Raw genomic sequence first — 13,406 nt, forward strand, 5'->3', positions numbered from 1 at the left:
CGAGTGTTATCTCCGAGAAAACTGAACAAACTGACCGAGGGTTACCCGAAAAGTCACACTGGCACAGGATTTCACGCTCAGAGCGTAAATCCCTCGCCGAGGTAAAGCCTGCGTACATCCGGATTTGCGACCACTTCGTCCGCCCGGCCATGGGTCAGCACCTGGCCGGCATGGATGATGTAGGCGCGGTCGATCAGGCCGAGCGTTTCGCGGACATTGTGATCGGTGATGAGCACGCCGATGCCCCGCGCCGTCAGATGGCGCACAAGTTGCTGGATATCGGCAACGGCGATCGGATCGATGCCGGCGAAAGGCTCGTCGAGCAGCATGTAAGCGGGGCGCGTCGCCAGCGCGCGCGCAATCTCGAGGCGCCGCCGCTCGCCACCCGACAGCGACAGCGACGGGGCCTTGCGCAAATGGCTGATATGAAACTCCTCGAGCAGTTCGTCGAGGCTGCGCTCGCGCTCCTTGCGGCTCTTCTCGACCACTTCGAGCACGGCGCGGATATTTTGCTCCACACTCAGGCCACGAAAGATCGACGCTTCCTGCGGCAGGTAGCCGATGCCCAGGCGGGCACGACGGTACATCGGCATCGAGGTGACGTCGAAGCCGTCGATCTCGATCGTGCCTTCGTCGACCGGCACCAGGCCAGTGACCATGTAGAAGCAGGTTGTCTTGCCGGCGCCGTTGGGACCGAGCAGCCCGACCGCCTCGCCGGCACGCACGCCTATCGTCACGCCGCTGACGACCGTGCGGCCCTTGTAGCTCTTGGTCAGGCCCTTGGCGATCAAGGTTCCCTTGAACTTTGCCGCATCGACAGTGACCGTGGCCGGGGCCGCGAGTTTGCTGGCGGCGCGTCCTGGAAGACGTGCCATCAGCGATGACAGGCCGGCCATCAGTTCTTCGCCGCTCCCGAATTCGCCGGCGGCGTGATCGACATCATGACGCGCCCACCACAGGCGTCGACCTGGGCCAGGCCGCTCTTCATCTGCACGGTGAGCTTGCAGCCGACCAGCACATTGTCGCCTTGCGAAAGCACGACCTTGCTGCCTGAAAGCACCAGCACTTCGCTCTTCATGTCGAACGTGCCGCGGTCGCCGGTGGCGACCTGGTCGTCCGATTTGATGTAGACCTTGTTGTCGACTTCCAGATGGTCGATGTTGGCCGAGCCGGTCATCGCGGCGCCCGCGGCTTCCGCGCCCTTGGCGGCGGCGCCGGCGTCCTTGACGTAGTAGACCGTCATCTTGCCGGCCTTGAGCACTGTCGGACCCTGGACGACGCTTACATTGCCCGTGAACACGGCGACGCTGTCCGCCTGGCGGACCTCGAGCTTGTCGCTTTCGATCTGGATTGGCTTGTCGCCGGACAGTTTGAGGCCCGACAATTGGCTGGTGGCCTTGGACTGCGCCAGCGACGGCGCCGTTCCCAGGACCAGTGCCAGGATCGGCAATGCCGAAGCCGCGGCCAAGAACCGTGCCGAACTAGTGAGCCGCATTGGTTTCTCCGCTCTCTGCCTCTGCCGCCTTCAAGTTGGCGGGATCGATGTTGACACGCACCTTGTTCTCGAAAACCACGATCTTGCCATTGTCCTGGATCGACATCGAATCCGCGGTGATCCGCGACCCGCCACGGCTGACATCGACGGGGTCGTTCGTCTTCATAGTGCCTTTGCCCATGTCGAGAAAGACCGATTTGAATTTTGCCTCCAAGCCATCGGTGGTGGTTATGGTGACGTCGCTGGTCAGGTTCATCGTGTTGCCGTCGCGATTGTATTTACCATGCGAGGCATTGATGGCCGCCACATTGTCGGTCGAGATCGGCAGTTTGGCGTTGATACCCTCCAGATCGATGATGCCTTGCTTGCCCACGTCCTGTATGGCGCGCAAGGCCGTCATCGAATAGGGCAGCTTCTCTTTGGTAAACCCGTTGAGCTTGGGATTGGCCATCACCAGCTTGCCATTGGCAAAGGCGCTGCCATCGGTCTGGATTGAGAACGACACAGGGGCCGCGAGATAGGAATAGACGGGAAAAGCGACCGCGATCACCGCCGCGATCAGCGGCACCGCCAGCTTCAAGACACGCACGCGGCGCGAATGGCGCTGGGCGATGTCGAAGGCGTCACCCCGCGTCGGGCCTACGGCCGGGGGTGCCAACTCCGCCTCGGTGTTGGTCGGTTCTATCGGTCTGGCTAACATGACTGTTTCTTCTAAACCCCTGCCCGCAAGCACCCTATAGGTGGGATGCCGACGGCCCCAAGCAAGCACAAGCCGAGGAAAACCGCAAAATGTGACGGTTTTGCTATGCAAACGAAAATGGACCCGGCACAATCTGCACGTCATACCAGATACGGACGCAATGCGTTAGAGCCTGTGGACAGACCCTGATATCTCATGACATTCCGGCTTGCGAATGTCGAAGGCTCTGTCTTTGGTGCAAGCGCGTCAGGAAAGCGCGTCAGGAAACGGTAGCCGGGCGCGGATGGTTGCTTTAAAAGCATCTCTTCCCACCGACTGCGAGGCTGACCATGGCACTGAGAGCCGACGACCTGATCGACCGCCGCCGCTTGCGCCGCAAGCTGACATTCTGGCGCGTTACCGCGCTTGTTGTCGCGGCAGCCGGGCTGATTGCCCTTTCGACCTGGATCTACGGCGACGACTTCACCGGCACGGCAGTCGACCATATCGCCAAGGTCAAGATCGAAGGCACCATCACCGAGGACGAAGATCTGATCAAACGGCTGGAGACCATCCGCCAGTCATCGAAGGTAAAAGGGGTGATCCTGTCGATCGATTCGCCGGGCGGCACCACCGTCGGCGGCGAATCGATCTACGAGGAAGTGCGCAAGCTTGCCGCTGACAAGCCTGTCGTGGCGGAGGTCGGCACGCTCGCCGCGTCGGCGGGCTACATGATCGCAACCGCAGCCGATCATATTGTCGCGCGCAAATCCTCGATCGTCGGCTCGATCGGCGTGCTGATCCAGTATCCTGATGTCAGCGGTCTCATGGACAAGCTCGGCATCAAGCTGGAGGAGGTGAAATCCTCGCCATTGAAGGCCTCGCCCTCGCCCTTCAAGCCGACCAATGATGACGAGCGCGCCATGGTCCGCAAGCTCATCCTCGACAGCTACGACTGGTTCGTCGGCATCGTCGCCGAACGCCGCAAGATGACCCATGAGCAAGCTCTGGCACTCGCCGACGGGTCGATTTTCACCGGCCGGCAGGCTGTGACCAACAAATTGATCGACGCGGTCGGCGGCGAGACCGAGGCGATCGACTGGCTTGCAACCAAGGGCGTCGACGCCAAGCTCAAGGTGGTGGAGTGGAAGAATACCGAAGCGCGCGGCGGCTTCCTGTTCTCCAAGGCAATGGCGAAAACCATCGCCAGCGCGCTCGGCCTGCCTGACGCCGGTGGCGACGTCATCCACGAAATCGGAGCGGACCGCTTGTTTCTTGACGGTCTCGTTTCCGTCTGGCACCCTTGAGGAGCCGTATGGGACGAGTGAAAAAAGCAAATAAAATCATCCTCATAATTTTGACCGCACTGCTTTCACGGGGACCCTTCTGATGATCAAATCCGAACTTGTGCAGATTATCGCCACGCGCAATCCGCATCTTTTCCTGCGCGACGTCGAAAACATTGTCGGCGCGATTTTCGACGAGATCACCGACGCCCTTGCCGAGGGCAACCGTGTGGAGTTGCGTGGCTTCGGTGCTTTCTCGGTGAAAAACCGCCCCGCCCGTACCGGCCGCAACCCGCGCACCGGCGAATCCGTCGAGGTCGAGGAGAAATGGGTGCCGTTCTTCAAGACCGGCAAGGAATTGCGTGAAAGGCTGAACGGCGGAAAATAGGCGCCGCGTCCGCGGCAATCCAGCCTGTCGACAAGTTCTTCCGACGGAAAAAACATGTTCAATCGCTTCATGCTCATCGTGGTCTTCGTGCCGCTGGCCGTCATCCTGATTGCGCTGGCCGTAGCCAACCGCGAACTGGTGGCCTTTACGCTCGACCCGTTCAATCCCGGCAATCCGGCGCTGACGCTGACGCTGCCGCTGTTCATCTTCCTGTTTCTGGCTCTTGCCGTCGGCATGATCGTCGGCAGCCTGGCGACCTGGGTCAAGCAGGGCCGCTACCGCAAGCTGGCGCGCCAGCGCGGCGCCGAGGCCGAGAACCTGCGCCAGGCGGTCAGCCGCGCGCCGTCAGTGCCGCAAGGCCTGGCCCAGGGGTCAGCCTTGCCGAAGCCAACGAACTGAAAATCGGTTTGGCGATTTTCTCTCCACGGAGCTTTTGATGCTGACCATTTCGGCCGCCGAGGTCGACCGTGCGCTGACCTTTCCCGGGCTGGTCGAGACGCTGCGCGCCGCTTTTCGCGATGGGGCGGTGCAACCGGTCAGGCATCACCATACGGTCGAACGGCCCGACGGCGCGGCTTCGACGCTGTTGCTGATGCCGGCCTGGACCGACTTCAACGCCGCCGGAACCTCGGCGGGCGGCCATATCGGCGTCAAGATCGTCACCGTGTCGCCCGACAACAATGCACTCGGCAAGCCCGCCGTGATGGGACTTTACCTCCTGCTCGACGGCGCCACCGGCGAGCCCGAGGCCATGATCGACGGCCAGCGGCTGACGCAATGGCGCACCGCCTGCGCCTCGGCGCTGGCCGCCTCCTATCTCGCCCGCGAGAACGCTTCGCGGCTGCTGGTGGTCGGCGCCGGCGCACTATCGCCCTTCCTTGCCAAGGCCCATTCGGCGGCGCGGCCGATCAAGACCATCCGCATCTGGAACCGCACGCCGGCCACTGCCGAAAAGGTCGCGGCGGGTCTGCGCGCCGAAGGTCTTGCGGCCAGCGCCGCAAGCGATCTCGACGCCGAACTTGGTGAAGCCGACATCGTCTCGTCGGCGACCATCACGACCGCGCCGCTGATCAAGGGCGCGCTCCTGCGGCCGGGAACCCATGTCGACCTGGTTGGCGGTTTCACGCCCGATATGCGCGAAAGCGACGACGATGCGATTGCGCGCGCCCGCGTCTATGTCGACACCCGCGCCGGCGCCACCAAGGAGGCTGGCGACATCGTCCAGCCGCTGGCCTCCGGGGTGCTGAAGCCGGAAGCGATCGTCGCCGACCTGCATGAACTGGCGCGCGGTGAGAAGAAAGGCCGCCAGGGCCCCGATGAGATCACGCTGTTCAAATCGGTCGGCGCGGCCCTGGAAGACCTCGCCGCCGGCATCGCCGTGTACAAGGCGATCAAAAGTAGGGGAGTAAGGGAGTAGGGCAGTAAGGCAGTAGGGCAGTAAGGCAGTAAGGCAGTAAGGCAGTAAGGCCAAGATATTCCTATTCCCCTATTCCCCTACTGCCTCACTCCCTACAACCGCCTTTGTTGCACCGCTGGATGTGCTGTGGCAGAAGCGGGCCAAGCCGCCGTCCGGAGATGCTCCGTCTTGAAACCTTTTCGCGACAAACGCCGCGATAGCCGCTCGCAGTTCGCGAAAAGCGGGGCGGAACAGGCGCGCCCGCGGGAGGGTCACGCAGCGGCCAGGCCGGATGCAAAACCGGGCGAGCGCCATGAGACGAGGGACCGCTCCGAGCCAAAGGCCGCGCCGCGCATCCTTACCCGCCGCGACGGCGCACTGCCTGCCGAACGTCTTCCGGTAATCCTCGAAGTGGCGCCCAACGCCGACTACGCGCTGCTCGACAGCGGCGCCGGGCAAAAGCTCGAACAATACGGTCCCTACCGCATCGTGCGGCCCGAGGGCCAGGCGATCTGGCAAAAGGCGTTGCCGGCAAGGGATTGGGACCGTGCCGACGCCGTTTTCACCGGCGATACCGACGAGGAAGGCATCGGCCGCTGGCGCTTTCCCGGAACGCCGCTCGGCGAGACCTGGCCGATGAAGCATGACGGCATCGACTATCTCGGCCGTTTCACCTCGTTTCGCCATGTCGGCGTCTTCCCCGAACAGGCTTCGCATTGGGACCACATGGCCGCGCTGATCGCGGTGGCGAAGCGGCCGGTCAAGGTGCTGAATCTGTTCGGCTATACCGGGCTTGCCTCGCTGGTGGCGGCCCGCGCCGGCGCCGAGGTCACCCATGTCGATGCGTCCAAGAAGGCAATCGGCTGGGCCCGCGAGAACCAGGAGATGGCGGGCCTGTCGCAAAAGCCGATCCGCTGGATCGTCGACGACGCGGTGAAATTCGCCGAACGCGAGGAACGCCGCGGCAGCCGCTACGACATCATCCTCTTCGACCCGCCGGCCTATGGCCGGGGGCCCAAGGGCGAGGTCTGGCAGCTGTTCGAGGACCTCCCCGCCCTGACCGACCTTTGCCGCTCGATCCTGACGCCAAGGCCGCTGGCCGTGGTGCTGACCGCCTATTCGATCCGCGCCTCCTTCTTCGCCATTCATGCCTTGATGCGCGACACTTTCGCCGGCATGGGCGGCACGGTCGAATCCGGCGAACTGATCATCCGCGAACAATCCGCCGGGCGGGTGCTGTCCACCTCGCTGTTCTCGCGCTGGGTGGCTTGAATGAGCGGACACGAAGGAATCCGCGCCGTCGGCCAGGTGAAGGAGGTCACCAGCCTTGCCAACCCGCTGATCAAGGACATCAAGGCGCTGGCGCTCAAGAAATTCCGCGACCAGCAGAATGCCTTCATGGCCGAGGGCCTGAAGCTGGTAATCGATGCGCTCGATCTCGGCTGGCAGATCAGGACGCTGGTTTTCGCCAAGGCCGGACGCGGCAATGCGGCGGTCGAGAAGGTCGCGGCGCGCACGGTCGCCGCCGGCGGCACTGTGCTCGAAGTTCCGGAAAAGGTGCTTGTCGCCATCACCCGCCGCGACAACCCGCAGATGGTGGTCGGCGTTTTTTCGCAAAAGATCCAGCCGCTGAAGGACATCCGCGCCTGGGATGGCGATGTCTGGGTGGCGCTCGACCGGGTGCGCGACCCCGGCAATCTAGGCACCGTCATCCGCACCGTCGATGCCGTCGGCGCCAGGGGCGTCATCCTGATCGGCGAGACCACCGACCCTTTTTCCGTCGAGACCGTGCGCGCCACCATGGGTTCGATCTTCGCCGTGCCGGTCGCCAAGGCGACGCCGGAAGCCTTCCTCGCCTGGCGAAAAGGCTTTCCGGGTCTTGTCGCCGGCACGCATCTGAAGGGTGCGGTCGACTACCGCTCCGTCGATTTTTCCAAAGGTCCGGTGCTGCTGATGATGGGCAACGAGCAGCAGGGCCTGCCAGAAAACCTCGCCGAAAGCTGCGACAGGCTGCTCAGGATTCCACAGGCAGGCCGAGCCGATTCGCTTAATCTGGCGGTGGCGACCGGCGTGATGCTGTTCGAGATCAGGCGCGGCGCGCTGAAGCTGGAGCCGGACTAGTCCATGGTCAAGCAAGAGGGCATCAAATCGTGAAGTCGTGGTCCCCCTACGCGCTGCTGGTCGTTGCGGCAATCGCGCTTGACCAGTGGGTGAAACACCTGGTCGAGACTGGCCTCCCCTTTCAGGAAAAGCTCGATCTTGTGCCGTTCCTGGCGCTCTACCGCACCTACAACACCGGCATTGCCTTTTCGATGTTTTCGTCCTTCAGCGACACGGGCCTGGTGATCATTGCAGCCCTGGTTGTCGCTTTCGTGCTCTATCTCGCGACCCGCACCCCGGCTGGCCACGTGCTCGCCCGCATCGGTTTTGCGCTGATCATCGGCGGCGCGCTCGGCAATCTGCTCGACCGCGCCGTCCAAGGCCATGTCATCGACTACATATTGTTCCACACGCCGGTATGGTCCTTCGCCGTCTTCAACCTTGCCGACGTCTTCATCTCGGCGGGAGCGGTTTTGGTCGTCTTCGACGAACTCATCGGCTGGCGACGCGAAGTCCGGCCTCAAGACCCGAACGCCCAAGGTCCTGACACCTGAACAATTGACCTCACCCACCTGCCGCCACACATTCGAAAGCCCGAGGAGAAAAAATGTCCGAAACCTTCAAAGCCATCCTCGTCTCGCGCGACGCTGAAAAGAAACAATCGGTCGCGGTGACCGACCTGACCGAAGCCGACCTGATGGAAGGCGATGTCACCATCGCCGTCGAGGCGACGACGGTGAACTACAAGGATGGGCTTGCCATAACAGGCAAGGCGCCGGTGATCCGCCGCTGGCCGCTGGTGCCGGGCATCGACTTTGCCGGCACCGTCATCTCGTCTTCCCATGCCGACTGGCGCAAGGGTGACAAGGTCATATTGAACGGCTGGGGCGTCGGCGAAACGCATTTCGGCGCCTATGCCGGGCGCGCCCGCGTCAAGGGCGACTGGCTGGTACCATTGCCGGACGGCATGAGCCCGCATGATGCCATGGCGGTCGGCACGGCCGGCTACACGGCCATGCTTTGCGTCATCGCGCTTGAGCGGCACGGCATCGTGCCCGATCGCGGCCCGGTGGTGGTGACGGGCGCCGCCGGCGGTGTCGGCTCGGTCGCCGTCTCGATCCTGTCCAGCCTCGGTTATCATGTCATTGCCTCGACCGGCCGCGGCGCCGAAAGCCCCTATCTGATCGACCTGGGCGCCGCCGAGGTGATTTCGCGCGACGAACTTGCCCAGCCGGCAAAACCGCTCGCCAAGGAACGCTGGGCCGGCGGCGTCGACGCGGTCGGCAGCCACACGCTGGCCAATGTGCTGTCGATGACCTCCTATGGTGGCGCGGTCGCCGCCTGTGGTCTGGCCGGCGGCATGGATCTGCCGGCGAGCGTCGCCCCGTTCATCCTGCGCGGCGTTTGCCTGCTCGGCATCGATTCGGTGATGGCGCCAAAGGCGGTCCGCATGGAGGCGTGGCGCCGCGTCGGCGCGGATCTCGACCATAAAAAGCTAGCCAGCCTGTCCACGACCATCGGTTTCGACGACATCGTCGGCGCCGCGCATGATATCGTCGAGGGCAAGATCCGTGGCCGCGTGGTGGTGGATATGTGAAGTTCTTTTCGCCTCCCATCTTGATGCATGTCGCGCAAAAGTGTGCTGCGGTTTTGCGATAACGACATGCATAAAAACAAGACCTTAAAGCGCGTCGCATGAATCCGTTCAAACGCGACGCGCTTTAAGGTGGGGAGAGGCAAAAACGGCGCGACCGCTAAAATTCGAACGATCCACCACAATTTTCCATAATCTCTATCTGGCAAAGGTTCCGCATGATCGCGGAACCCGGCATCAAAGAGACGCAGAGTGCCGAGAGCGTCAATGGGATCGGCCCTGAGGCGCCAAGGCGGCAGATCGTCGCCGCGCCGCCGTTGGCGCCGGAACTGCCCAGGGCCAACCGCGAAGGCCTGCCGTTCCTGACGCTCGTCGCCATCGTCGTGATGGCTGGGCTTGCCCATCTGACAGGGGCGCCGATCTTTGTCACCGTCGGCCTCCTGGCAACCGGCATTGCCGGTATTGCCATGCATCTGCGCGCCAAACGCACCGAGCGCCGCACGGTCGCCCTGCTCGACGAGACGACGGCTCGCAGCCGCGCCGAGATCGAAACGCTGGCCGACCGCATGTGGGAGATGCAGGAGAGCGAGGAACGCTTTCGCGGGCTGATCGACGCGCTCGGCGATCTCGTCGTCCACCGTGACCGTGACGGCCACATCGTCTATGCCAACAAGGTCTTCGCCGATCTTGTCGAAACCGACCAGCGCGACCTTGCCGGCAAGACGCTGGCCGAACTCGGCATCGACGTCGGCCTCGTTCCCGATGCCGCCTTTTCCGATCACGAATGCCTGAGCTCCACCGACGTCGCCATCCGCACGCCGGGCGGTCCGCGCTGGTTCTCGTGGATCGAACTGTCGGTGCGCGACAAGGACAGCGGCGCGGTGTCGCATCGCGCCATCGCCCGCGACATCACCGCCCGCAAGCGCGCTGAATCGTCGCTCATCACCGCCCGCGAGCGGGCCGAATATGCAAGCCAGGCCAAATCGCGCTTCCTCGCCACCGTCAGCCATGAGATCCGCACGCCGATGAACGGCATCATGGGCATGGCCAAGCTCCTGGCGGACACCAATCTCTCGCCCGAACAGCGGACCTATGTTGGTGCCGTCTCCACCTCGGCCAGCGCCCTGCTGGCGCTGATCGAGGACCTGCTCGACTATTCAAAGATCGAGGCCGGCCGCTTCGATCCCGAACCACAGCCAATGTCCGTGCGCGAGATTGCCGACAACATCATCGAACTCCTGGCGGCACGGGCCTTCGCCAAGAATATCGGCCTTGGCTGCCATGTCGAACCCGACGTGCCGCAGATGATATCAGCCGATCCAGGAAGGGTCCGACAGGTGCTGCTCAACCTCATCGGCAACGCCATCAAGTTCACCGACAGCGGCGGCGTGCTGGTGACCGTCGCCCGCGCCCGCACTGAAACCACCGACCGCATACGCTTCACCATCACCGACACCGGTCCCGGCCTGCACGAGGACGACCTGGAGCGCATCTTCGAGGAATTCGAGCAGGCTGATGGCACCTCGACCCGCACACATGGCGGCGCGGGTCTCGGCCTTGCCATCTCCAAGCGCCTGGTGATCGCCATGGGCGGCACGATCTCGGTGTCGAGCCAGCTCGGCCAGGGCTCGGAATTCATCCTCGAAATCCCCGCGGTGTCGGCCACCGAGGCGCCGCAGAACCGCCAGAGTGCGCTGTCGGGCCGGCGCGCGGTGATCCTGTCGAAGAATGCCATCGAGGCCGATGCCATTGCCCGTACCATCCGCGCCAATGGCGGCAAGGTCGATCTGGCCGCGACGGCTGCCCAGGCCGCGCCCTTCGCCGGCAGCTGCGACATGCTCCTGGTCGACGCGTCCATGGAAGAAAGTGACGGCAGGCTGCTCAAGCGCCTTCGCCAGAGCGGCTTTGTCGATTGCGAGGCGATCACGCTGATCGCGCCGACGGACCGCGGCATGCTTGGCGAGTTCCGCGCCAACGGCTACGCCACCTTCCTGGCGAGGCCGGTGCGCGGCGAGACGCTGCTGCGCGTGCTTTTGACCAGCCACGCGCCGGCGCTCGCCCAGCCGGAGGCGGATAAGCGTGGCGCGCCCTCCGTGCGCACCATCGGCAGCCGCCAGCACGGCCTGTCCGTGCTGATCGCGGAAGACAACGATATCAATGCCATGCTTGCTCGCGCCACGCTTTTGAAGGCCGGGCATCGGGTGAAAGTGGTCGGCAATGGCAAGGCGGCCGTCGAGGCCGTCATCGGCACCGGCCACAAGCATCGCTTCGACGTGGTGCTGATGGATCTGCACATGCCCGTCATGGATGGGCTGGACGCCATCGCCGCCATCCGCCGCCACGAGGAGGAAACCGCCGCGCCACCGGTTCCGATCATGGTTCTGTCGGCGGACAGTCAGGAAAAAACCCGCCACGCCGTTCTTGCCCATGGCGCCAGCGGCTTCGTCACCAAGCCGCTCGATCCCGACGCGCTTGTCCATGCGGTCGAGGGCCAGGTGGCGGCCTGACCCTCGCCTCTCCGGAGCGCAGTGCGCCCTGTCCTCAGGTAGCGTAGTCGGGTGACGGCATGGGAGCGCCGCGTCTATTGGACGCGCAAAGGACGCTCCAAGGCTGCGACTTTTTCGCATGTTCCTTTCCCGGGAAACCGATTCCGGTTTCGGGAGTCACGCGATAGCCAGCCGACGAAGTATTGCCCGCGGCCCCGTATCACGGTACTGTCACAATCCTGTTGCACCTACACCGTATCCCCGTGCCAAGAGGGATGGCTCGAAGGAGAATCACTCGTGCATACAGTTATGCCGGAATGTGACACTCGGCCGAACGCCAGCAGCGCCTTGCTCGTCGGGCGGAACGTCGATGCCGTCATTAAAGGCGCATCTCTCGGCCGCATCGGCAACCTCGAAGTGCGGCTCGCCCGCAACGAGGCTGAGATCGCCGCGGCCCAGGAGGTGCGTTACCAGGTATTCTATGACGAGCTCGGCGCCAGGAAGGATCTGTTTCAGGTGCAGGACCGGCGCGACGCCGACCGCTTCGACCCATTGTGCGACCATTTGCTCGTTTTCGACACCTCGCTTTCCGGTCCCGAGCACCGCCGCATCGTTGGCACCTACCGCTTGCTGCGCCAGGAGATCGCGGCCGCTGCCGGTGGCTTCTATTCCGAGGGCGAATTCGAGCTGACCAAGCTCATCGCCCGCCATCCCGGCCAGCGCTTCCTCGAGCTCGGCCGCTCCTGCGTTTTGCCGGAGTACCGCTCGAAGCGCACCATCGAGGCGCTGTGGCAAGGCATCTGGGCCTACATCAATCACTATGGGATCGGCGTGATGACCGGTTGCGCCTCGTTCCACGGCACCGTGCCGGCGGCGCATGCCGAAGCGCTGACCTATCTCGCCCATCATTGCCGGACGAACTCGGCCTGGGACGTGCGCGCGGTTGCCGGGCGCTATTGCTCCATGGATTTGATGCCGATCGAGGCGGTCAACGCCAAGGCCGCGATCGCGGCGATGCCGCCGCTGGTCAAGGGCTATCTGCGCGTCGGCGCGCGCATCGGCGACGGCTGCGTCATCGACCGCGAATTCTCGACGGTCGACGTGTTCGTGGTGATGCCGGTCAAGGAGATCGGCGCCCGCTACGTCAACTACTATGGCGGGGAAGCGCAGCGTTTCGCCGCATGATGCCAGTAGTGAGTAGTGAGAACTACATCACAACATTCGCAGCCCCCCACTACTGACTACTCACTACTCGCTACCCACCCTCACGGAATGTCTTCCGGCTTTCTGCCAGGGCGGCTCTTGTAGGGTGGAAAGGCCCAGCCGAATTTGAGCGCGCCGCCACGCACCAGGAATGCCGCGGCGAAGCCCGCCAGGCCCGATGCGAGCGGCGGCAGTCCGGCGAGATCGCCTGTTGTAAAGAGGGTGGCGCCCGCAAGGGCGGCGGTGACATAGATTTCTGGTCTCAGGAGCACCGACGGCTCGCCGGCCAGCAGGTCGCGCAAGATGCCGCCGAACGTAGCGGTGAGCACGCCGGTGACGACGGAGACGACCGGCGAGCCGGTGATGGCCAGGCCCTTGGCGGCACCCATCACCGAAAACGCGGCAAGGCCAACGGCGTCGAGCCAGAGCAGTAGTTTCCAGCGGGATTCGAGACGGTGCGCCCCGAAGAAGACAAGCATCGCCACCACCGCGCAGATCAGCACATAGCCAGAGTTGGCGACCCAGAAGACCGGCAGATTGAGGATGACGTCACGAAACGTACCGCCACCGATGCCGGTGACGCTGGCCAGGAACAGAAAGCCGATGATGTCGAGCTGCTTGCGCGAAGCCGCAAGCGCCCCCGTCGCCGCGAAGACGGCGACGCCGGCATAGTCGAGAAGCTCGATTGGGTTCATGGCAGTAAGGGAATAAGGCAGTAGGGGAGTAGGGGAGTAGGGGAGTAGGGGAGTATGAATAGCACGAAGCCGCACGATTGTACG

Annotated in this window: 14 protein-coding genes; 10 read left to right on the forward strand and 4 right to left on the reverse strand. The window is 63.7% G+C overall.

Translation table 11 applies throughout. The annotated features are described in order from the left end of the window. Window positions 1–77 precede the first annotated feature (77 nt). Genes lptB through lptC form a run of 3 tightly spaced genes read right to left on the reverse strand, consistent with a single transcriptional unit; the run spans window position 78 to window position 2,195 of the window. Entirely contained in the window at window positions 78–896 is an 819-nt protein-coding gene (lptB, locus tag MESS4_RS29380) for an LPS export ABC transporter ATP-binding protein (protein ID WP_006339197.1), read from the reverse strand. Beyond that, window positions 896–1,495: an LptA/OstA family protein gene (locus MESS4_RS29385; protein ID WP_006339198.1), complete on the reverse strand. Its 600-nt coding sequence runs from the start codon at window positions 1,493–1,495 to the stop codon at window positions 896–898. The genes lptB and MESS4_RS29385 overlap by 1 nt, the downstream gene beginning before the upstream one ends. Next, complete coding sequence (lptC, locus tag MESS4_RS29390) at window positions 1,482–2,195, reverse strand: LPS export ABC transporter periplasmic protein LptC (protein ID WP_006339199.1); 714 nt, start codon at window positions 2,193–2,195, stop codon at window positions 1,482–1,484. The genes MESS4_RS29385 and lptC overlap by 14 nt, the downstream gene beginning before the upstream one ends. 329 nt (window positions 2,196–2,524) lie before the next feature. On the opposite strand from lptC, the gene sppA reads away from it, so the two are divergent. The 10 genes from sppA (at window position 2,525) to MESS4_RS29440 (ending at window position 12,609) form a co-directional block, all read left to right on the forward strand. After that, window positions 2,525–3,481, forward strand: a complete 957-nt coding sequence (sppA, locus tag MESS4_RS29395) for a signal peptide peptidase SppA (protein ID WP_006339200.1) — start codon at window positions 2,525–2,527, stop codon at window positions 3,479–3,481. A gap of 82 nt (window positions 3,482–3,563) precedes the next feature. After that, on the forward strand, window positions 3,564–3,848 hold the full coding sequence (locus tag MESS4_RS29400) for an integration host factor subunit beta (protein ID WP_006200394.1): 285 nt from the start codon (window positions 3,564–3,566) through the stop codon (window positions 3,846–3,848). 54 nt (window positions 3,849–3,902) lie between these two features. Beyond that, window positions 3,903–4,247, forward strand: a complete 345-nt coding sequence (locus MESS4_RS29405; RefSeq protein ID WP_006339201.1) for a lipopolysaccharide assembly protein LapA domain-containing protein — start codon at window positions 3,903–3,905, stop codon at window positions 4,245–4,247. Window positions 4,248–4,284: 37 nt separating this feature from the next. Continuing rightward, window positions 4,285–5,265, forward strand: coding sequence for an ornithine cyclodeaminase family protein (locus MESS4_RS29410; protein ID WP_006339202.1), 981 nt, complete (start codon window positions 4,285–4,287; stop codon window positions 5,263–5,265). A 168-nt stretch (window positions 5,266–5,433) separates the two neighbouring features. Beyond that, complete coding sequence (locus tag MESS4_RS29415) at window positions 5,434–6,516, forward strand: class I SAM-dependent rRNA methyltransferase (protein ID WP_006339203.1); 1,083 nt, start codon at window positions 5,434–5,436, stop codon at window positions 6,514–6,516. After that, window positions 6,517–7,365: an RNA methyltransferase gene (locus tag MESS4_RS29420; protein WP_006339204.1), complete on the forward strand. Its 849-nt coding sequence runs from the start codon at window positions 6,517–6,519 to the stop codon at window positions 7,363–7,365. A gap of 29 nt (window positions 7,366–7,394) precedes the next feature. Then, the gene (gene lspA / locus MESS4_RS29425) at window positions 7,395–7,898 is read left to right on the forward strand and encodes a signal peptidase II (protein WP_006339205.1); all 504 of its coding nucleotides are present in this window, start codon (window positions 7,395–7,397) and stop codon (window positions 7,896–7,898) included. 53 nt (window positions 7,899–7,951) lie between these two features. Then, window positions 7,952–8,941: an MDR family oxidoreductase gene (locus MESS4_RS29430; protein WP_006339206.1), complete on the forward strand. Its 990-nt coding sequence runs from the start codon at window positions 7,952–7,954 to the stop codon at window positions 8,939–8,941. 215 nt (window positions 8,942–9,156) lie between these two features. Further along, entirely contained in the window at window positions 9,157–11,445 is a 2,289-nt protein-coding gene (locus tag MESS4_RS29435) for a PAS domain-containing hybrid sensor histidine kinase/response regulator (protein WP_006339207.1), read from the forward strand. A 288-nt stretch (window positions 11,446–11,733) separates the two neighbouring features. Then, window positions 11,734–12,609 (forward strand): GNAT family N-acetyltransferase, encoded by an 876-nt coding sequence (locus MESS4_RS29440; RefSeq protein WP_036242404.1) that lies wholly within the window; start codon window positions 11,734–11,736, stop codon window positions 12,607–12,609. A gap of 80 nt (window positions 12,610–12,689) precedes the next feature. On the opposite strand, the gene MESS4_RS29445 is transcribed toward MESS4_RS29440, so the two are convergent. Continuing rightward, on the reverse strand, window positions 12,690–13,322 hold the full coding sequence (locus MESS4_RS29445) for a trimeric intracellular cation channel family protein (RefSeq protein ID WP_006339209.1): 633 nt from the start codon (window positions 13,320–13,322) through the stop codon (window positions 12,690–12,692). Window positions 13,323–13,406: the final 84 nt, after the last annotated feature.

The sequence above is a fragment of the Mesorhizobium sp. STM 4661 genome (genome assembly GCF_000359125.1).
Lineage (GTDB): Bacteria > Pseudomonadota > Alphaproteobacteria > Rhizobiales > Rhizobiaceae > Mesorhizobium.